We start from the raw sequence: 20,921 nt of genomic DNA, 5'->3' as shown, positions 1-20,921 counted from the left end.
GTCGTTTCCAGCCCCTTTCTTTCGACAGAAGCGCTTGCTCGGCAAGTCAGGTCAGGCCTGGAGTTGGGCGCTCAATTCCCTGATCTCATGGTTCAGGATGCGGTCGTTGTCGCTATAATCGACCGGGCAATCGATCAGATGGACGCCCGGCGATTCAAGCGTGTGCTTCAGCAATTCGGGCAGATGCGCGGCGCTCTCCACCCGGTGGCCGAAGGCGCCGTAGCTTTCCGCATATTTGACGAAGTCCGGGTTGCCGTAGGTCAGCCCGAAATCCTTGAAGCCCATATTGGCCTGCTTCCAGCGGATCATGCCGTAGCTGCCGTCATTGAGGATCAGCACGGTGAGGTTGAGCTTGAGGCGGACCGCTGTCTCCATCTCCTGGCTGTTCATCATGAAGCCGCCATCGCCGCAGATCGCCATTACCTTGCGGCCGGGATAGACCATCGCAGACGCCATCGCCGAAGGGAGGCCCGCACCCATCGTCGCCAGCGCATTGTCGAGCAGCACGGTGTTCTGCTGGCGCGCGGGATAGTTGCGGGCGAACCAGATCTTGTAGACGCCATTGTCGAGCGCGATGATGCCGTCGCTCGGCATCGCCGCCCGGACCTCGCGGACGAGGTTCGGCGGGAAGATCGGGAAGCGCTGGTCGCCATCGAGCGAAGCAGTGTGGGCAACCTCGGCCGCGCGGGCCGCGTGCATCGCGTCGAACGACCAGCCGGCCGAGGGGACGATATCCTCCTTCATCTGCCAGATGGCGTTGGCGATATCGCCGATCACCTCGATCTGGGGGAAATAGACCGGATCGACCTCGGCCGAGCGGCTCGACACATGGATGACGTCGTCGCCGCCGGGCCGCATGAAGAAGGGCGGCTTCTCGATGACGTCATGGCCGACATTGACGATCAGGTCGGCCGCCTCGATCGCGCGGTGGACGAAGTCGCCGGCGGAGAGCGCGGCGCAGCCGAGGAATTTCGGATGCTTCTCGTCGATCACGCCCTTGCCGAGCTGAGTCGTGACGAAGGGAATGCCCGTCTTTTCAACGAACTGTAGCAGCATCCTGCCGGTTAGTTTGCGGTTCGCGCCGGCGCCGATCACCAGCAAGGGTGATTTGGCGTGTTCGAGCCGCCTGACCGCGGCACGGACCGCCTTGGGCTCTGCCGAGGGGCGGCGGCACAGGCTTGCCTTGATCGGCAGGCTGTCGGTCTGCTCTTCGGCGACATCCTCGGGGAATTCGAGATGGGTCGCGCCGGGCTTCTCCTCCTCGGCGAGGCGGAAGCTCTCGCGGACCCGGCTCGGGATATTGTCGGCGCTGGCGAGCTGATGGGTATATTTGGTGAGCGGCCCCATCATCGCGACGACGTCGAGGATCTGGAAGCGGCCCTGCTTGGATTTCTTGATCGGTTTCTGGCCGGTCACCATCAGGATCGGCATGCCGCCAAGCGTTGCATAGGCGGCGGCCGTCACCAGATTGGTCGCGCCCGGGCCGAGGGTGGAGAGGCAGACGCCGGTCTTGCCGGTGTGGCGCCCATAGGTCGCCGCCATGAACCCCGCGCCCTGTTCGTGCCGGGTCAGGATCAGCTTGATCGAGGAGCGCGACAGGCTGTCGAGGAAATCGAGATTTTCCTCGCCCGGAACGCCGAAAACATATTCGACGCCTTCCTGCTCGAGGCATTTGATGAAGACGTCCGAGGCTTTCATCGCTCGTTTCCCCTGCCGGTTGGACACCAAACAAAAAGCGACCTGCCCTCAGCCGACTCTCGTGGACGACTTGGCGCCGCGAAATAGTGTATTCTGCCCGCAATAGAAAGCCGCGACTCGAAGCGGCAGGTCGCACCAGTCTGCGTTGCAACGGCATCTGGAGAGGACCGAAAATGGCGATGACCGACCATGTCGACCTGTCGACATTCATGGAGGGCGTGAAGAAACGCAACCCTGGGCAGACCGAGTTTATTCAAGCTGTCCAGGAGGTTGCCCAGGACATTTACGAGTTCATCGCAGACAAGGAAGAATATCACCATTACCAGATCCTGCGGCGCATCGCCGAGCCTGACCGGATCATCTCGTTCCGCGTCTGCTGGGAGGACGACAGCCACAATATCCGCGTGCAGCGCGGCTGGCGGGTGCAGAACAACAATGCGATCGGCCCCTATAAGGGCGGCATCCGCTTCCACCCCTCGGTCACCGAGAGCGTGCTCAAGTTCCTCGCCTTCGAGCAGACCTTCAAGAATGCGCTGACCGGCCTGCCGATGGGTGGCGGCAAGGGCGGATCCAACTTCAACCCGAAGGGCAAGAGCGATCACGAGGTGATGCGCTTCTGCCAGAGCTTCATGACTGAGCTCTACCGCCATGTCGGCGCCGACGTCGACGTGCCGGCGGGGGATATCGGCGTGGGCGGGCGCGAGATCGGCTATATGTTCGGCCAGTACAAGCGCATCACCAACCAGTTCACCGGCGTGTTGACCGGCAAGGGCCTCGAATATGGCGGGTCGCTGATCCGCACCGAGGCGACCGGCTATGGCGCGGTCTATTTCCTCCAGTCCATGCTCAAGACGCGCGGCACCGACCTCGAGGGCAAGACCGCGGTGATCTCGGGATCGGGCAATGTCGCGACTCATGCTGCCGAGAAAGTGACTCAGCTCGGCGGCAAGGTGCTGACCCTGTCGGACAGCGAGGGCTTCATTCATGATCCCGACGGCATCGACCAGGAGAAGATCGACTGGGTGAAGGCGCACAAGACCAAGCGGCGCGGGCGAATCTCGGATTATGCCAGGGAATTCAACGGTGCGACCTTCCATGCCGGCATGACGCCATGGGGCGTCCATTGCGACGTCGCCTTGCCCTGCGCGACGCAGAACGAACTGCTCGGCATGGACGCGCGGGCGCTGATCGCGGGCGGGTGCATCGCGGTGGCGGAAGGCGCCAATATGCCGACCAATCTCGAGGGCGTGCACGTCTTCAAGGAGGCCAGGATCCTGTTCGCGCCGGGCAAGGCGGCCAATGCCGGCGGCGTCGCTGTCTCGGGGCTCGAGATGAGCCAGAACAGCGAGCGGCGCGCCTGGAAGGAGGCGGAACTGCAGCAACTGCTGCTCGACATCATGGAAGGCATCCATGATCGCTGCGTGGCCTATGGCCGGGCCGATGACGGCTATATCGACTATGTGAAGGGCGCGAACATCGCCGGCTTCAAGAAGGTGGCTGATGCGATGCTTGCGTTCGGCGTCGTGTAGGGCAGGCGCGCCCGGCGATCGTTTCGGCATGCGGCCGGATCGCGCGGCTGCGGTGAGCCGCCGAATGTCGAAGATCAGCGCGCGCCGCACCGCGCAATTTGGCTGGCGCTGCGTCCCCCCTGTCGTCTAGGCGGCATCATGGGTGAAATCGAACGCCGCGTCCCTTCAGGACTGATCGAGCAATGGGCTTATCATCTCCGCCGCCAGCGCGCCCGGGCGATGGACACGATCTGGCTGATCGAACAGGGCTTCAGCGTGCATGACGGCCGCGACGGGGTGCCGACAGTCGATGCCAGCGAGCGGATCTGCCGCGAGCAGCGCGTCATCGTCGAGGAGGTGACGGCACTGCTCGATCAATATGACGCCATCAACCTGCGCCTGCCGACGACCCCGATGGCGGACGAGGCGCCCTGATCCTGGCGCGAGGCCCATTCTTCCGGGGCGTCGATTAGCCCTCTCAGACTCGATTTCGCTGATAAAGCCACGGAATGTAGTTTATCGTACCGGGGATTTGACGGGTTCTGGAGATCGGATCCGATGCCGCCGGACCGCGATGTCAATTTCCCGGTCGCGATCGTGGCGACCGTCACGCTCGGCCTCCTGTCCCTGGTCGCGATCAGGATGATATGGCTTGGGATCTATGCAGCGTTCTCGATCGAGTGACGCGACCGCCTGCGCTGAAGATCCGACGAACGGCGCCGCCATCGATCGTGGGAAAAGCATGAATTTCAAGGAGATGGAGGCCCGACCGAGAATCGAACTCGGGTGCAAGGATTTGCAGTCCTCTGCGTAACCACTCCGCCATCGGGCCGAAGGCGGCGCAGATGCGTGGTTTTTGGCGTCGGGTCAACCGGGCGCACGCAGTTTTCTGCGCCGCTGCGCGCCGCCGCGTCCACCTGCCCTATAGGCAAGGATCGATCTGCTCGCGATGATCGGCGCCTGGCCAGGCTGTTGCACCCATTTTCGGGGATTTCGGCAAGCGCGCCTTGACCGACTCCGGCCGGAGCCGACAAGATATCCGGGCCGGCGGGGGAAGTCCGGCTGGTTCGGGCGATGGTCACAACGGGGCGGGGGGAAGATGCGGCAGAAAGGCAGGATAATGCTGCTGGTCGGCCTATTGCTGGCAGTCGACGCGCTGACCGTCCTCGACTGGGTATAATTCCGGCGGGCAGTTCGCGAAGGCCGGCGCTTCGGCCTTCAGGTCGCCGGCTGGGTTTCCTGCGCGGTGCCGCCGTCATCGGCCAGGCGCCAATATTGATCCTCCTTGACCATTTTGCGGCCGCATCCACGGCAGACGCTTTCCCGCCTGCCGTTGACGAAACGGGCGCGTCGGCCCGAACGGACATGATGACCCTTCGCGCAGCGCAGAAGTTGCAAGATGTTCATCTGCCGACTCGGACCTCATATTCCTTTGGACAGAAATTGCTGCATAGCACAATTCTCATGACATTTGGCTGACAAACTGATGAAGAGAGCCGGGAATCAGCCGAACCCAGATCAAGGTGACGGGGGCGCGGGCACAGCGAAGATGCGGCGTTGCCTCGCCGGGATAAAATTGCCATGCGCGTCGCTTGGCGCGGGCGGGCCTGCGCGATACAAGCGCAAACGCAACAAGTGTATTGCACCACTAAAACAGTTGTGCGACAGGGTGACCTATGGAACTGACGGCAATCGATTCAAACCGCTTCGAGGCGATGCGTCACGCGATGGTGGCGAGCCAGCTGCGCACCAACGCAGTGAGCGACGCGCGCGTTGTGGCGGCGATGGCGCGGGTGCCGCGCGAGACTTTCCTGCCGGCCGATGTGCGCGGCATCGCCTATCGCGACACGGCGGTGCCGCTCGGCCGTGGACGTTTCCAGAATGTGCCGATCGCGACAGGGCGGTTGCTGACCGAGGCCTGGCTGCTGCCGACCGACCGCGTGCTGCTGATCGGCGCGGCCGGCGGCTATACCGCGGCGGTGCTTGCCGGGCTGGTCGCGGCGGTGGTCGCTGTCGAAAGCGATCCGGGGCTTGCGGCGATGGCGCGTGAGGCGCTCGTCGGCTACCCGAACGTCACGCTTGTCGAGGGCCCGCTCGAGGCCGGGCATGCAGCGGGCGCTCCCTATGACGTCCTGATGATCGACGGCGCGGTCGAGCATGTGCCCGAGGCGCTGGTCGAGCAGATTCGCGCCGGCGGCCGTGCGGTGGCCGGAATCGCCGATCGCGGGATCACCAGGCTCACCTCGGGCCGCAAGACCGCGGGCGGATTCGCCCTGCTCGATTTCGCCGATATCGATTGCGTTCCACTGCCGGGGTTCGCCCGGCCCAGAACCTTTACTTTCTGAAAGATGCCGCGACCTATGCTCCGTACCTATTTGCTTGTCGGCGTGGCGGTGGTGTCGGTTGCGGCGCCCGTTTCGGCTGAAACGCTGCGCGAAGCGCTGGTCAAGGCGTACCACACCAACCCGACCCTGGCCGCCCAGCGCGCCAATGTCCGCGCGAATGACGAGGAAGTGCCGATCGCGCGTTCGGCCGGGCTGCCCGGCGTGAATCTGACGAGCAGCTATACCGAGAATGTGGTGAAATCGGCGAACAGCTTCGTCTCGCCCGATCGGCAGGCGACCGGCTCGACAACGCTGTCGATTCCGATCTTCAGCGGCGGCGCGGTCAGGAATTCGGTGCGGGCGGCGGAAACGCGCGTCGATGCCGGCGACCTCACCCTGCGCGGCACTGAGTCGGATCTCTTCACCAATGTGGTCGGCGCCTATATGGACGTGATCCGCGACGAGGCGATCGTGTCGCTCAACGAACAGAATGTGCATGTCCTCGACGTCAACCTGCAGGCGTCGAAGGACCGGTTCCAGGTCGGCGACCTGACCCGCACTGACGTCGCCCAGTCCGATGCGCGACTCGCGGTGGCACGCAGCCAGCTGCAATCGGCGCAATCGCGGCTGATCTCGAGCCGCGAAAGCTATATCCGGCTGGTCGGCACCCCGCCGGGCGATCTCGAGGTGCCGCCGCCGCTGCCCAATCTCCCCGGTGACCCCGACAGTGCGGTGACGGTCGCGCTGAAGAACAACCCGACTCTGCTCGCCGCCGCGAAATCCCGCGATGCGAGTGCCTTTGACGTGAATGTCGCGCGCGCCGGGCGGTTGCCCAGGCTGAGCGTCAATGTCGGCGGCAATTATTATAATTATCTCGGGTCGCTCGGGTCGGGCACGGGCGTGGCGGTGGGTCAGTCCGGTACCTCGGCCACGGTCGGCCTCGGACTGACCATGCCGCTGTTCCAAGGCGGCCTGCCCGCGGCGCGGATCCGCCAGGCGCAGGACCGGCGCGCCCAGGCGATCGAACAGGTGACCGAGACCGAGCGCACCGTGATCGCGCAGGCGCGTTCGGCCTATGCGGTGTGGAAATCCTCGCTCGAGGTGATCGCCTCGTCCGAAGTGGCGGTCAACGCCAACAAGCTCTCGCTCGAGGGCGTCCGCGCCGAGAACAGCGTTGGCAACCGGACCATCCTCGACATCCTGAACGCCGAGCAGGAGCTGCTGAACTCGCAGGTCACGCTGGTGACGGCGCAGCGCGACGCCTATGTCGCCGGCTTCGCGCTGCTCGCGGCGATGGGCCATGCCGAGGCGCGTGACCTTGGGCTCGATGGCGGGCCCCTCTACGATCCGACCACCAACTACAAGCGCGTCCGGAACAAGATCTGGGACTATGGCTCGGATCCCGATCCGGTGGCGACGGCGACGAGCACCGTTGGTACGCCCGCCCAGGGGTCGGTCGTCACCCGGCCGCTCGATCCGATCCTTGATGCCCCGGTAGAACCCGCAGTTGACACGAGCGCTCCTAATCCCTCAGGTGGAGTCAGATAGAGGCTGCTGACGAGCGGCGTTTGGGTACGGGGTCCTTTTAATGGGCGATATCAGCGCTGAACCCTCGATGGAGGACATCCTCTCCTCGATCAAACGCATCATTGCCGAAGAGGGCGAGACGGCGACCGCCGCCAGCCGCGCCAGGCGGGCGGGGCGTCCGGTGATCACCCGGCCCGAGCGCGACTCGTTCGGACATGATGAAATCCTTGAGCTGAGCGATCCGGTGCCGGCGATGGACGAGGAAGCGCCTGCTCCCGTCGACCGGTCACCCGTCGATCATGCGACCCCCGATCGGGAGAGCGCCACCATGCCGTCTGTGGCCCCGGTTGCCGATCCGGTCCCTTCGCCGCGGGCTGCACCTGCCGATCCGATCGTCTCGCCCCGCGCCGCAGAGGCGAGCCGCGGCGCGCTCGACGCGCTGTCGCGGCTGATCGTGAAGCCGGAAGTCGCCGGCAGCGACACACTCGAGGCGCTGGTCCGCGAGATGCTCCGGCCGATGCTGCGCGAGTGGCTCGACGCCAATCTGCCGGCAATGGTCGAGGCGATGGTGTCGCAGGAAATCGCCCGGATTACCGGCTCGCGCTGAGCCGATTGCCTGTCGCGCCGGCTTCTGCCAGACCCGCGCGCATGAAGATCATCCTATCAGCGAGCCTTCTCGCGCTCATCGCTGCCGCCGCGCCCGCCGGCGCCCGCCAACTCACCATCGACGACGTGACCATGCTCTCCCGGGTCGGCGCGCCGGATGTCTCGAAGGACGGCCATTGGCTCGTCTGGCAGCAGCGCGAAACTGATCTCGCGACCGATGGGGGGCGGTTCGATCTGTGGAAGCTCGACCTGACCCGGAAGGGCGCGGTGCCCGAGAAACTGGTCGCCGAGGCTGACGTCAACGAGACGGCGCCGCAATTCTCGGCTGATGGCAGGACAGTCTATTTCCAGTCCGACAAGGGCGGCGACGACGAAGTCTGGTCAGTGGCGATCGCCGGCGGTGCGGCGAAGCAGCTCACCAGCTTCAAGGGCGGCATGGGCGGCTTCAAGGTCGCGCCCACCGGCGACAGACTGCTCGTCTTCGCTGATCGCGGCATCGGCGCGCCGAGCCTCGAGCCGCCAATGGTCAAGAAGGAAGCGAACGCGGGCAATGGCCGCGCGTACGATCAGATGTTCATTCGCCACTGGGCGAGCTGGTATGATTACAAGCGCTCGCAGATCTTCGTCCTGCCGCTGACCGCCGACGGGGCCCCTGGCAATGGTGTCGCGATCGAGCGCGGGCTGGTCGGCGACAGCCCGTCCAAGCCGTTCGGCGGGGCTGAGGAAATTTCGTGGAGCCCCGACGGCAAGACGATCTATTTCGCGCTGCGCCAGTCACCGGTGTCGGGGGTGAAATCGGATTTGCCGATGGAGCCGCTGTCGGTGAACCTCGATATTTTCGCCGCCCCCGCTGACGGATCATCGGCCCCGGTCAATTTGACCGAAGCCAATCACGGCATGGACAATCTCCCGGCTGCCTCGCCCGACGGCAAGTCGCTCGCCTGGTTCGCGATGAAGCGGCCCGGCTACGAGGCTGACCGGCAGGTGCTGATGGTCCGCGATCTCGCGACTGGCACTGTTCGCGCGCTGACCGAGAGCTGGGATCGCTCGGTCGGGTCGATCGCCTGGTCGCGCGACAGCAAGGCGATCATCGTCACGGCGGAAGACACGCAGGAGAACCCGATCTGGTCGATCGACGCCGCCAGCGGCAAGATCACCCGGCTGACCCAGGCGGGCAATGTCACCGCCGTGGTGCCGACTGCCAAAGGGCTGGTCTTCTCGATGAACAGCCTGACCGCGCCCGACGATTTCTACATGCTTGTCGGCAAGAAGACGGTTCGGCTGACCTCGGTCAATGCGGCCAAGCTCGCCGGGATCGACATGCCCGAGGTGACCCGGTTCAGCTTCGCCGGCGCCAATGGCGACACGGTCTGGGGCTATGCGGTCAAGCCCGCCGGTCTCGCGGCGGGCGCGAAGGCGCCGATCGCCTTCATGGTCCATGGCGGGCCGCAGGGTTCGAGCAACAACAGCTGGTCCTATCGCTGGAACCCGGCTGTGTTTGCCGGTGCCGGTTACGGCCTGGTCGCGGTCGATTTCCACGGCTCGACCGGATACGGCCAGGGCTTCACTGACGCGATCCGCAGCAACTGGGGCGGCTGGCCGCTCGAGGACCTTCAAAAGGGGCTTAAGGCAGCAACCGACAAGTTCGCCTGGCTCGACGCTGGCAACGCCTGCGCGCTCGGCGCTTCGTACGGCGGCTATATGATGAACTGGATCGAGGGAAACTGGCCCGATCGTTTCAAGTGCATCGTCCAGCATGACGGCGTCTTCGACGCGCGCGCCATGGCCTATGAGACCGAGGAGCTCTGGTTCGACGAATGGGAGCATGGCGGGCATCCCTATTACGAGGCGCCCGACGCGTTCGAGAAATGGAATCCGGTCAATTTCGTGACCAAATGGCAGACGCCGCAACTCGTCATCACCAGCGAGGGCGATTACCGCATTCCCTATACCCAAGGCGTGGCCGCCTTCACCGCGCTGCAGCGGCGCGGCATTCCCTCGCGGTTGGTGGTGTTCCCGGGCGGCAGCCACTGGGTGCTGAAGCCGAAGGAGAGCCGCCAATGGTATGGCGAGGTGCTCGGCTGGATGGGGAAATGGACGGGCAAGGCGCAGTGAGGGCTTTCTTCGATCGTATCTAGTGCATAGATTGGGAATGAGGAGTTCTCGATGACCGATGTCAGGAAAACACGTCCCAGCGACCTTCCGACGAAACGGGTAACCGCGTCGGACGGATCGGTCATCCAGATGAAGGTCGTGCAGGCGGAGAGCCCGACTCTCGGTTTGGATTTGCTGGCCGCCTTCCGCTCGAATGTGCGTCGGATCAGAGAAGAGCGACGAGACCGGCAACGTGCCGCTCAAAACCCCTCGTAAGCCTGATCGTCCCGTTCTCTGGATCGTTGCCGGGCCGAATGGTAGCGGCAAGAGTTCCTTCTACAATCGTACCGATATCGAAGGGTGGGGTGGCTCGGTCTGGATTATCAATCCGGACCTGTTGACCCAGCAGATCGTCGAACGAGAGGCTCTGCCGCTTGATCAGGCGAATCTAGCCGCTGTGCAACGCATTCAGCAATGGCTCGAAGCGTCGATCGAAACCTATCAGACAATCGGCGTAGAGACTGTCTTATCGTCGCCGAAGTATCGCGATCTGGTGCTCAAGGCCCAGTCCAGGGGTTTTCGCGTCAAGATGATCTACGTGTTACTTCGATCAGCTGAACTGCAGATCGAGCGAGTCAGGATAAGGGTGTCCGAGGGCGGTCATGACGTTCCTGCCGACAAGATCGTTGATCGGCGCCGACGGTCCTTCGCTGAGCTGGGGTGGTTCGCGGCGCACGTCGACGACTGCTATCTCTTCGATAATTCCACCGGCGATCCGGCGCTCCTTGCGGCCAGAACGTCTCGCGGACCTCTGTGGCAGTTCGCCGCTTTTCCAAAGGATCTTGCGCACATGCTCGCGATGTCGAAAATCGATATTCGACCGGCAGCGCAATAGGGTCTGGCAATAGACGTCCATGCCACCGCGCGAACGGCCAGGCGGTATTGCCTATGCTGCCATTGGGGACGACCCGGACATAGAGATCCTTGCCGGGCTCGACATCGACCGTGACATCGAGGCTGGCGCCGACGGTGCGCCTCGATAAGTCGAATCGTGTTTAAATCACTAGGATGCGTTTCGTTCCAGGAAGGCAAACGGAACGCCGGCGGCCGGTGGTGCCGGCGCTCCGATCCGCCATCAGTCCCAGCGATAATGATGGTGATGATGGTGATGGTGATGGTGATGGTGATGGTGATAGACGGGGCGGAAGACCCAGCCCCAGCCATCCCAGTAATAGCCATTGTCATAATACCACCGGCGAGAATGGTGATGATGATGGTGGTGGTGATGGTGATGGTGATGGTGATGGTGATGATGGTGGTGATACCGCTCGCCGCCCCAATATTGGGCCGGTATCAGCCGCGCGGCATTGCTTCTCGCCGCCGCATCGTCGGCATTCAGCCGCTCCATCGCGTTGGGAACCGGCTCGAACAGGTCGGCATAGCTGGCGGCCGGCGGTATCGTGTCGGCCGCGGCGGGTGTCGCCGCAACGGCGCTTGCAGCGGCGATCGCCGCTGCCGCGACGCCGGCAAGCATTTTGGTCTTACGCTTCATAACCTCCTCCAAATACAACTGGGTGGTCGGCGCGCCTCCGGCCCGAATCCGGGGCCGGCGGCGCTGTCTGGAGAGTAGGTCGGTGAAGATGCCGCCGCACTGAACGCGCCGTGCATCCGCGGTTCAGCTAGATTGCCGGCAATCTAGCTTTGCCCGTATCACGCTTCTGCCGGGCGCGCGCGGCGCGGGCCATGTTGCGATAGGTGCCGTCGAACACGGTATTCGTCGACGAGAGCCAGCGCGTCCCCTCGGCGAGCGCGTCGCGACTCGCGGCGAGACGGCGAGCGCGCATCTCGCGCTGGGCTGCCTCCTCGCTGCTCATCGGCTGAAGCTGCAGGTCGGGATCGGCCGGCAGCACGATGATGCTCATAAAGGCTTCGCCCTTGCGAAAGACATGAGTCACGCCGGGAGGCGGGGCCTTGAAGATGCAGAAGAACGTCATCGGCCACCAATCGGAGCGGATCAGTGCGGGCACGGCCAGCGGCGTGCTGTTGGTGGCATCAGTGAAATAGCGCGGATGGGGTTCGGTGCGGATCGCCCATCCGGCCGGCGCTTCCAGGTCGAGCGAGAGCTGGTAGGAATAATAATCCTCGCCGAATGTCCGGAACGGCGGCCACATCATGTCCGGCTCGGGCGGTTCGCCCCAGTCGGCGTCGAGCCTGACGCGGCCATCGATGTTCGAGACGCGCAGCTCCACCTCGAAGGGATAGAGAAGCTCGATCCCGTAGCGGGCGCTCTCCGAAAAGGGGATGCAGTGCCAGGGCTGCTCATGGCTGCCGTCGACACGCCCCTCCTTGTCGCCCGCCCAGCCGGGGACGTCGATTCGGATCTGTCGCGGAGCCGGTCGATCGCCGTGCTGGCGAAATGTGACGATGGGCATTCAGGTGCTCCTTCCTTGCGGTCGAAACGTCGATAGCCCGACAAGGCTCCTTGCCGAACCGATCGGGCGGTGTGGCGCACTGAAGATGAACCAGGCTTTTCCGAAACAGGACGGAGCTCGTTGTCGAACCCGCCGCGCGTGCGCCGGTCACGAAAGAAGAAGAGGCGCGAAGGCAGAATAACCCGCGCCCGCGGGGTGGCCTTTCACGCCCCACCAAGGCTAAAGCCGCCCCATCATGACTGAGCTTCCCAAAACCTTCGACCCCGCCGAACTCGAATCGCGCTGGTATGCGCATTGGGAGTCGAACGGCCTGTTCCATCCCGATCGCCCCGGCGCTGAGCCATGGACGATCGTCAACCCGCCGCCCAACGTGACGGGGAACCTCCATATTGGCCACGCGCTCGACAACACGCTGCAGGACATCCTCGTCCGCCATGCGCGGTTGCAGGGCAAGGATGCGCTCTGGGTGGTCGGCACCGACCATGCCGGGATCGCGACTCAGATGGTGGTCGAGCGCAACATGGCGCTGCACCAGCAGAAGCGCACTGACTTCACCCGCGAGCAGTTCGTCGAGAAGGTTTGGGAGTGGAAGGCCGAGAGCGGCGGGATCATCACCCAGCAGCTCCGCCGGCTCGGCTGTTCGATGGACTGGGCACATGAGCGCTTCACCATGGACGAGGGCTTCAGCAAGGCTGTGCTGAAAGTGTTCGTCGATCTGTTCGACGAAGGCCTGATCTATCGCGACAAAAGGCTGGTGAACTGGGATCCGGGCCTCGGGACCGCGATTTCCGATCTCGAGGTGGAAACGCGCGAGATCAACGGCCAGTTCTGGCATTTGCGCTATCCGCTCGAGGACGGGTCCGGCTTCATCTCGGTCGCGACGACGCGGCCCGAGACGATGCTCGCCGATATGGCAGTCGCGGTGAACCCGGCGGACGAGCGCTACACGGCGCTGATCGGCAAGCATGTGAAGCTGCCGATCACCGGGCGGCTGATTCCGATCGTCGCTGACGAGCATGCCGATCCCGAGCTCGGCTCGGGCGCGGTGAAGATCACCCCGGGGCATGACTTCAACGATTTCGAAGTCGGCAAGCGCGCCGGCTTCGCGGCGGGCGACATGCTCAACATGCTCGATGCGAAGGCGCAGGTCGTCCAGACGTCGGACGGGTTGATCCCGGCTGATCTGATCGGGCTGACGACGGGCGAGGCGCGCAAGCGGGTGGTGGCGTTGCTCGACGAGGCAGGGCTGCTCGAGCGTGTCGAGGATCGGGTGATCCAGACGCCTTATGGCGACCGATCCGGCGTGGTGATCGAGCCGTGGCTGACCGACCAATGGTATGTCGATGCGGCGACGCTTGCGAAGCCCGCGATCGAGGCGGTGAAATCGGGCGCGATCAGGATCGTGCCCAGGACCTGGGAGAAGACCTTCTTCAACTGGATGGAGAACATTCAGCCCTGGTGCGTGAGCCGGCAGCTGTGGTGGGGGCACCGGATTCCGGCATGGTTCGCTGAGGATGGCCGTATCTTCGTCGCGATGGACGAGGCCGGCGCTCAGGCGCAGGCAGGTGAGGGGGTTGCGCTCCGCCAGGACAATGACGTGCTCGATACCTGGTTCTCCTCCGCGCTCTGGCCCTTCGCGACGATGGGCTGGCCCGAGGAATCCCCCTCCCGCTTGCGGGAGGGGCTAGGGGAGGGCGTGTCCTCAAACGCGCCGTCCGATGATATGACAGGCCCTCCCCCTACCCCTCCCGCAAGCGGGAGGGGGGAAGTGAAACTCCACGGCCGCTATCCAAACGACGTCCTCATCTCAGGCTTCGACATCCTGTTCTTCTGGGACGCCCGCATGATGATGCAGGGCATCCACTTCATGAAGGATGTCCCCTTCCGCACCCTCTATCTGCACGGCCTGGTCCGCGCGGCCGACGGGCAGAAGATGTCCAAGTCCAAGGGCAACACGGTCGATCCGCTCGGCCTGATCGACCAGTATGGCGCCGACGCGCTGCGCTTCTTCATGGCGGCGATGGAGAGCCAGGGCCGCGACATCAAGATGGATGAGAAGCGGGTCGAGGGCTATCGCAACTTCGCGACCAAGCTGTGGAACGCCGCGCGCTTCTGCCAGTCGAACGGGATCGGGGCGAGCACCACGCTCGAGGCGCCCGAGGCGGCGCTGGCGGTCAATCGCTGGATCATCGCCGAGACGATCCAGACGGTGCAGGCGGTCGATCTCGCGCTGGCCGATTACCGGTTCGATGGCGCGGCCAACGCCGTCTATCAGTTCGTCTGGAGCCGCTTCTGCGACTGGTATCTGGAACTGATCAAGCCACTGCTCGGGACCGCGGAAGGACCGGCGACGGGCGCGGAGGCGGACGAAACCCGCATGGTCGCGGGCTGGGTGCTCGACCAGATGCTGGTCCTGCTCCACCCGTTCATGCCCTTCATCACCGAGGAACTCTGGTCGAAGATGGGCCCGCGCGAGAGCGAGCTGATCGTCGCCAAATGGCCGATGGCCGATGCGCGGGCGATTGATCCCGAGGCGAGCAAGGAAATCGACTGGCTCATTCGGCTGGTCAGCGAAGTGCGGGCAGTTCGCAACGAGCTGAACGTTTCGCCCGGCACCAAGGTTAGGCTGCTGCACCGGGATGCGCCACCCGAGACCCAAAATCGGATCAATCGCAACACCCATGCACTGATGCGGCTCGCCCGGCTCGGCAGCATTGAATTCGAGACAGTTCCCCAGAAAGGTGCAGCGCAGGTCGTTGTCGACGAAACAACCTTCGTCCTTCCGTTGGAAGGGGTGATCGACCTCGACGCCGAGCGTGCCCGGCTCTCCAAGGCAATCGCGGCGGCGGAGAAGGAGCGGGACGGCCTTGCCGGCCGGCTTGGCAATCCGAGCTTTGTCGAGCGGGCCAAGCCCGAGGCAGTCGAGAAAGCACGGGCTGACCATGCCGACAAGGCGGCTGAGGCTGAGCGGTTGAGCGCGGCACTGGGGCGGCTGGGTTGAGATATCTCGGGCGACGTGTCGCCTTTGATCCGTCCGGCGACTTGCTCTTTCGACGAGTGATTTTTGTACTTCCCCGGCGGAGGCCGGGGCCCAGTTGGGAAGTCCTTGCAATGGCGCGAATCGGCCGTTTTCTTCTGTCTCCCAACTGGGCCCCGGCCTTCGCCGGGGAAGAAGTCATCATGTGCCGGGCGGCCCCGGCCGGCGCCGGGGTGACGCGATAATGGCGTCCCGGCCAACCCGCCCGGGCCAGCGCGACCTTACCACCGGGCCGATCGCTTCGACCCTGCTCGCCTTCGCCTTGCCGACGCTCGGCTCGAATATCCTCCAGTCGCTGAACGGCTCGATCAACGCGATCTGGGTCGGGCGCTTCCTCGGAGAAAGCGCGCTCGCCGCGACGTCCAACGCCAACATCATCATGTTCCTGATGTTCTCGGCGGTGTTCGGCTTCGGCATGGCCGCGACCGTCCTGATCGGCCAGTCGGTCGGGCGGCGCGATATCAACGGCGCGCGGCGCGCCTTCGGGTCGACGATCGGCCTGGTGGTCGGCGGCGCGGTGGTGATCTCGATTCTCGGCTGGCTGTTCACGCCGCAGATCCTTCGCCTGCTCGCCACGCCGGGCGAGGCGCAGAACATGGCGCGCGACTATCTGCGCGTGATCTTCCTCGGCCTGCCTTTCTCGATGCTCGGCGTGCTGATCCAGATGAGCCTGCGCGGCACCGGCGATTCGCTGACTCCCTTGTGGTTCATGCTGCTCAGCGTGCTGATCGACAGCAGCTTCAACCCGCTGCTGATAGATGGCATCGGCCCGTTCCCGCGCATGGGGATCGCCGGTTCGGCGACCGCGACCCTGCTTGCCGGCTTCATCTCGTCGGCCGGGCTGCTCGTCTATGTCTATTGGCGTGATCTGCCGATCCGGCTGCGCGGTCATGAGCTGCGCTACATGATTCCGGAGATGGCGCTGGTGAAGACCATCGTCGCCAAGGGCTTGCCGATGGGCGCCCAGATGCTGGTGATGTCCACCGCCGGCCTTACCATGGTCGGGCTGGTCAACCGGCTCGGCGTCGATACCGCTGCCGCTTATGCCGTCTCGCAGCAGCTCTGGACCTATATCCAGATGCCGGCGATGGCGATCGGCGTCGCGGTCAGCAGCATGGCGGCGCAGAATATCGGCGCCGGTAAATGGGATCGGGTGAATGCGATCACGCGCGCCGGGATCCTCTACAACACCGCCATCACGCTCGTCGTGATCGTCGCGATCATCCTGTTCGACCGGCAGGTAATGGCGCTGTTCGTCGGCAGCGCCAGCCCAGCGATCCCGATCGCGCGTCATATCCAGCTCATCGCGAGCTGGACCTTCCTGATGTTCGGCGCGACGATGGTGCTGTTCTCGACCGTGCGCGCCAATGGCGCGACGATCGCGCCGCTGATCATCCTGGCGATCGCCTTCTATCCGGTGCGGATCGGCTTCGCACTCATCGGGCCGCGGTTCATGGGGCAGGATGCCTTGTGGTACTCGTTCCCGCTTGGCTCGCTCGTTTCGCTTGCGCTCGCGACCTTGTATTTTCGCAGCAGCCACTGGCGCGAGCAGCTGCTGGTCGTGCCGCCCGACCCGGAGGAGGCCGGGGAGCATGCTCATGGCACTTCCGAACCGGCCGGACGGCTGCACCCGACCGGCTGACAAAATTGCCCTGATGCGATCAGATCGGGGTTCGCCCCGACTACATAAAATACCATCTAATATATTGATAAATATGGAAATTATTCCGTACAATCTCGTCCCAGGAAAGGGTGGTCGCTCCCCGCAACCTAAAATGTCAGCAACCCTCATGACATTTTCAATGCGGGTCTGATCAGTCTTGCGGCGATTCAACCGTGCGGCGCCCCGGCGTATCGGGTATCCGCAATCCCGGGTGGAAAGTCGCCCTGGCTCGGGCTTGCGTGTGCGAGCAGGAGAGGTCAAAAGCCGCGCATGTCAGCCCAATATCCCGCCCTGCGCCTCCGCCGCACCCGCGCTTCAGCGTGGAGCCGCCGCATGTACGCCGAAACCGTGCTCACGCCCGCCGATCTGATCTGGCCGCTGTTCATCTCCGAAGGGCAGGGCATCGAGGAACCGATTGCGAGCCTGCCCGGCGTGTCGCGCTGGTCGGTCGACGGCATCGTCGCGCGGGCGAAGGAAGCGCGCGATCTCGGCATTCCATGCCTTGCGCTGTTCCCCAACACGCCGCCGCGTCTGCGCACCGCGGAGGGCGGCGAGGCACTCAATCCCGACAATCTGATGTGCCGCGCGATCCGCGCGCTCAAGGATGCGGTGCCCGAAGTCGGCGTGCTGACTGATGTGGCGCTCGATCCCTATACGGCGCACGGCCATGACGGACTGCTCGACGAAAGCGGCTATGTCCTCAATGATCGGACGGCCGAGGTGCTGGTCGGCCAGGCGCTCAACCAGGCGGCGGCGGGCGCCGACATCATCGCGCCTAGCGACATGATGGATGGCCGGGTCGGGCTGATCCGCGAGGCGCTCGAGGACGAAGGCCGGGTCAACGTCCAGATCATGGCGTATTCGGCGAAATATGCGAGCGGCTTCTATGGTCCGTTCCGCGACGCGGTCGGCAGCCGCGGCCTGCTCAAGGGCGACAAGAAAACCTATCAGATGGATTCGGCCAATGCCGAGGAGGCGCTGCGCGAAGTCGCGCTCGATCTGGCGGAAGGCGCGGACAGCGTGATGGTCAAGCCGGGCCTGCCCTATCTCGACATCATCATGCGGGTGAAGAGCGAGTTCCAGGTGCCGGTCTTCGCGTACCAGGTATCGGGCGAATATGCGATGATCGAGGCGGCAGTCGCGGCCGGCGCCGCCGAGCGCGACGCGGTGGTGCTCGAGACGCTGATGGCGTTCAAGCGCGCCGGCTGTTCGGGCGTGCTGACCTATCACGCGGCGCATGCCGCGCGGCTGCTGAACGCGTGATCGAGACCGAGCGCCTGATCCTGCGCCCCTGGGAAGACCGCGACCGCGGAGTCCTGCGCGCGCAGTGCGACGATCCCGAAGTGATGCGCTTCCTCCTCCCGGTCGAGGACGATGCCGCGTTCGAGGCGATGCTCGCGCGGCTGTCCGGCTGGCATAAGGATCATGGTTACACTTTCTGGGTAATGGAGCGACGTGCCGACGGGGCGGTGCTGGGCATTTGCGGGTTGAAGCCGGGGGCGGCCGATACCCCCATCGCGAACCGGCTCGAGATCGGCTGGCGGCTCGGCAGCGCGCATTGGGGGCAGGGCTATGCCCGCGAGGCGGCGCAGGCGAGTCTCGACTGGGCCTGGGTCAATTGCGACGACGACGAGGTCGTCGCGATCACGGTTCAGGCCAATGGGGGGAGTTGGGGGCTGATGGAACGACTGGGCATGACACGCGACAGGAATGGTGACTTCGATCACCCGCTGGTTGCCGAGGGCAATCCGCTGCGGCGCCACATCCTCTATCGTATCGCCCGGCCCGCTTGATGGCGACTTTCGCCGTGCCGGCGCGCTTCGGCCGTGCCTTGTTCGTCGTCACGATTCTCGCCGGATCCTTCCTCCTCTTCCTCGTTCAGCCGATGGTCGCCCGCATGGCGCTCCCCCGCCTTGGCGGTGCGCCGGCGGTGTGGAACTCGGCGATGCTGGTCTATCAGGCGCTGCTGCTCGGCGGCTATGCCTATGCGCATTGGCTGGGCAAGGTGACGGTGCGGCTGCAGGCCGCGATCCACCTCGCCGTCCTGCTGATCGCGGGCCTGTGGCTGCCGATCGGTTTGATGGCGACTCAATTGCCCGCCAACGCGCAGCCAGCCATCTGGGTGCCCTGGCTGCTCGGCGCCTCGATCGGACCCTTGTTCTTCGCGATCTCGGCCCAGGCGCCGTTGCTGCAACGCTGGTTCAGCGTCGCGAGCAAGGGACGGGACCCTTATGCGCTCTACGCAGCTTCCAATTTCGGCAGCTTTGCCGGGCTGATCGCCTATCCGCTGCTCGTCGAGCCGGGGCTCGCGATCCACGGTCAGAGTCGCCTCTGGACCTTCGGCTATATCCTGGTCGCCCTGCTCGTCGCGGTATGCGCGATGACCTTGCCGAAAATGAGGATGGCGATCGTTGCGGGGCCTGTCGCGGACAGCCCGCGGCCGTCCTGGTCGCGCGTTGGTCTGTGGGTATTGCTTGCCCTGGTGCCCTCGGGCCTGATGCTTGCAACCTCGACCTATATCACCACCGACGTGGTTGCGATGCCCTTGCTCTGGGTGTTGCCGCTCGGCCTCTATCTGCTGAGCTTCACGATCGCCTTCGCCGCCAACCGGGCGCCGGCCGATATGCTCACCCGGATCGCGCCGATCGTCATCCTGCTGGTTGGCGGGGTGCTGGTCGGTGGCAATCAGGGCAAGCCCTATCTCAATGCCGGGCTCGCGCTGCTGCTGCTGTTCATGGCGGCGGTCGCGCTCCACACCGCGATGTACCGGCTGCGCCCCGAGCCCGACCGGCTGACCGGCTTCTATCTCGCCATGTCGGTCGGCGGCGCGCTTGGCGGCGTGTTTGCGGCCCTGATCGCGCCGCTCGTGTTCGACTGGACCTGGGAATATCCCATCCTGATCCTCGCCGCCGGCGCGCTGATACCGCAGAATTTCCTGATCGAGCCGATCTCCCGCCTGTGGGCCGGCACGCCGCAGAGAGCCCGTATCATCACTCTCGGTGTCGCGGTGGTGATGGCTGTGCTGATTCTCGCCGTGCTCAACCGGCCGTCGGAAAGCGTCGACAGCGCCGGGCCGCTCCAGGCATTGGTGTTCATTGTCGTCGTGGTGATCGGGGTGCTGGTGATCGGCGCCCGGACAGCCTTTGTGGTCGCCCTGGCCGGCGCACTTGTCGCGTTTGGCGGCTATCGCTCGATCGAATTATCGCTGAAGCCGGGGGCCCGGGCGAGAAGTTATTTCGGCATCTATACCGTCTTCGACACGGTGCTGGACAAATCGACCGTGCGACAGATCAAACACGGCACCACCGTTCACGGCACCGAGCTGCTCGGTACCACCGCGCGCGAACGCACGCCGACCGCTTATTATGTGCCCGGCTCCGGTGTCGGTCAGGCAATGCAGGCGGCGCCGGCGCTGTTCGGCGATCATGCCCGGATCGGCGTGGTCGGGCTGGGGGCGGGGACGCTCGCCTGTTATGCGCAGCCCGGCCAGCAATGGCGTTTCTACGAGATCGATCCAGCCGTGGTCCGCATCGCGCGCGACACCGGTCAGTTCCATTTCCTCGGCGATTGCCTGCCGGGCGCGACAATCGAGATCGGCGATGCGCGGTTGAACCTTGCGGTCGAGCCGACCGCCTCGCTCGATCTGCTCACGCTCGACGCCTTCTCCTCGGACGCAGTGCCGATGCACCTGATGACGCGCGAGGCGTTCGGTACCTATGGCCGCGTGCTCGCGCCGCACGGCCTGTTGATGGTCCATATCTCGAACAAATTCCTCGATCTCGAGCCGGTCGTCTCGGCGGCGGCGAGAGCGGGCGGGTGGTATTCGGCGAAGCTGGTCTATTTCCCCGGCGCCGAGGTGGCGGCGCCGCGCGCCGTCTCCTTCTGGGTGGCATTGTCGCGCGACCCGGCTGTGCTGGCGACGCTGAAGGCGCGTGACTCGAGCTGGCAACCAATGGCACCTTATCCCGGCTTCACGCCCTGGACTGACGATTATTCGACGATCCTGCCGCTGGTAAAGGCGTTCCGGTAGAA

17 protein-coding genes and 1 tRNA gene are annotated in these 20,921 nt (G+C 64.6%); 13 read left to right on the top strand and 5 right to left on the bottom strand.

Annotated elements, in window-relative coordinates; translation table 11 throughout:
* Positions 1–51: 51 nt before the first annotated feature.
* The gene (locus ABD050_RS21160; protein WP_343891497.1) at positions 52–1,698 is read right to left on the bottom strand and encodes an acetolactate synthase large subunit; all 1,647 of its coding nucleotides are present in this window, start codon (positions 1,696–1,698) and stop codon (positions 52–54) included.
* A 173-nt stretch (positions 1,699–1,871) separates the two neighbouring features.
* Here ABD050_RS21160 and gdhA point away from each other — a divergent pair, with 173 nt between their 5' ends.
* From gdhA to ABD050_RS21145, 3 genes are all read left to right on the top strand, one after another.
* On the top strand, positions 1,872–3,227 hold the full coding sequence (gene gdhA / locus ABD050_RS21155) for an NADP-specific glutamate dehydrogenase (RefSeq protein ID WP_343891496.1): 1,356 nt from the start codon (positions 1,872–1,874) through the stop codon (positions 3,225–3,227).
* Positions 3,228–3,365: 138 nt separating this feature from the next.
* Positions 3,366–3,641, top strand: coding sequence for a hypothetical protein (locus ABD050_RS21150; protein ID WP_343891495.1), 276 nt, complete (start codon positions 3,366–3,368; stop codon positions 3,639–3,641).
* A gap of 123 nt (positions 3,642–3,764) precedes the next feature.
* On the top strand, positions 3,765–3,890 hold the full coding sequence (locus ABD050_RS21145) for a hypothetical protein (protein WP_343891494.1): 126 nt from the start codon (positions 3,765–3,767) through the stop codon (positions 3,888–3,890).
* A gap of 74 nt (positions 3,891–3,964) precedes the next feature.
* Here the strand turns inward: ABD050_RS21145 and ABD050_RS21140 are convergent.
* A tRNA-Cys gene (locus tag ABD050_RS21140) sits at positions 3,965–4,038 on the bottom strand.
* 386 nt (positions 4,039–4,424) lie between these two features.
* Positions 4,425–4,613, bottom strand: coding sequence for a hypothetical protein (locus ABD050_RS21135; protein WP_343891493.1), 189 nt, complete (start codon positions 4,611–4,613; stop codon positions 4,425–4,427).
* Positions 4,614–4,882: 269 nt separating this feature from the next.
* Here ABD050_RS21135 and ABD050_RS21130 point away from each other — a divergent pair, with 269 nt between their 5' ends.
* The 5 genes from ABD050_RS21130 (at position 4,883) to ABD050_RS21110 (ending at position 10,652) form a co-directional block, all read left to right on the top strand.
* The gene (locus tag ABD050_RS21130) at positions 4,883–5,551 is read left to right on the top strand and encodes a protein-L-isoaspartate O-methyltransferase family protein (protein WP_343891492.1); all 669 of its coding nucleotides are present in this window, start codon (positions 4,883–4,885) and stop codon (positions 5,549–5,551) included.
* Between the two features lie 15 nt (positions 5,552–5,566).
* Entirely contained in the window at positions 5,567–7,078 is a 1,512-nt protein-coding gene (locus ABD050_RS21125; protein ID WP_343891491.1) for a TolC family outer membrane protein, read from the top strand.
* 40 nt (positions 7,079–7,118) lie between these two features.
* Positions 7,119–7,664: a DUF2497 domain-containing protein gene (locus tag ABD050_RS21120; protein WP_343891490.1), complete on the top strand. Its 546-nt coding sequence runs from the start codon at positions 7,119–7,121 to the stop codon at positions 7,662–7,664.
* A 41-nt stretch (positions 7,665–7,705) separates the two neighbouring features.
* Positions 7,706–9,778: a S9 family peptidase gene (locus ABD050_RS21115; RefSeq protein WP_343891489.1), complete on the top strand. Its 2,073-nt coding sequence runs from the start codon at positions 7,706–7,708 to the stop codon at positions 9,776–9,778.
* A 193-nt stretch (positions 9,779–9,971) separates the two neighbouring features.
* Positions 9,972–10,652 carry an ATPase gene (locus tag ABD050_RS21110; protein ID WP_343891488.1) on the top strand — a complete coding sequence of 227 codons (681 nt, stop codon included), beginning with the start codon at positions 9,972–9,974 and terminating at the stop codon, positions 10,650–10,652.
* 240 nt (positions 10,653–10,892) lie between these two features.
* Here ABD050_RS21110 and ABD050_RS21105 read toward each other — a convergent pair whose 3' ends face one another.
* Both ABD050_RS21105 and ABD050_RS21100 read right to left on the bottom strand, forming a co-directional pair.
* Positions 10,893–11,309: a hypothetical protein gene (locus ABD050_RS21105; protein ID WP_343891487.1), complete on the bottom strand. Its 417-nt coding sequence runs from the start codon at positions 11,307–11,309 to the stop codon at positions 10,893–10,895.
* A 127-nt stretch (positions 11,310–11,436) separates the two neighbouring features.
* Entirely contained in the window at positions 11,437–12,189 is a 753-nt protein-coding gene (locus ABD050_RS21100; RefSeq protein ID WP_343891486.1) for a DUF6065 family protein, read from the bottom strand.
* Between the two features lie 235 nt (positions 12,190–12,424).
* On the opposite strand from ABD050_RS21100, the gene ABD050_RS21095 reads away from it, so the two are divergent.
* From ABD050_RS21095 to ABD050_RS21075, 5 genes are all read left to right on the top strand, one after another.
* Entirely contained in the window at positions 12,425–15,190 is a 2,766-nt protein-coding gene (locus ABD050_RS21095; RefSeq protein ID WP_343891485.1) for a valine--tRNA ligase, read from the top strand.
* 220 nt (positions 15,191–15,410) lie between these two features.
* Complete coding sequence (locus ABD050_RS21090; RefSeq protein WP_343891484.1) at positions 15,411–16,868, top strand: MATE family efflux transporter; 1,458 nt, start codon at positions 15,411–15,413, stop codon at positions 16,866–16,868.
* Positions 16,869–17,159: 291 nt separating this feature from the next.
* Complete coding sequence (gene hemB, locus ABD050_RS21085; protein ID WP_343891483.1) at positions 17,160–18,152, top strand: porphobilinogen synthase; 993 nt, start codon at positions 17,160–17,162, stop codon at positions 18,150–18,152.
* Positions 18,149–18,682, top strand: a complete 534-nt coding sequence (locus ABD050_RS21080; protein WP_343891482.1) for a GNAT family N-acetyltransferase — start codon at positions 18,149–18,151, stop codon at positions 18,680–18,682. The genes hemB and ABD050_RS21080 overlap by 4 nt, the downstream gene beginning before the upstream one ends.
* Entirely contained in the window at positions 18,682–20,919 is a 2,238-nt protein-coding gene (locus ABD050_RS21075) for a spermidine synthase (RefSeq protein WP_343891481.1), read from the top strand. Before ABD050_RS21080 ends, ABD050_RS21075 begins: the two co-directional genes overlap by 1 nt.
* The last annotated feature ends 2 nt before the right edge of the window (positions 20,920–20,921 follow it).

The organism is Sphingomonas oligophenolica (genome assembly GCF_039522915.1).
Taxonomy (GTDB): domain Bacteria; phylum Pseudomonadota; class Alphaproteobacteria; order Sphingomonadales; family Sphingomonadaceae; genus Sphingomonas; species Sphingomonas oligophenolica.
Note: the sequence above shows the minus strand (reverse complement) of the source record. Positions and strands in the feature narration are given on the sequence as shown.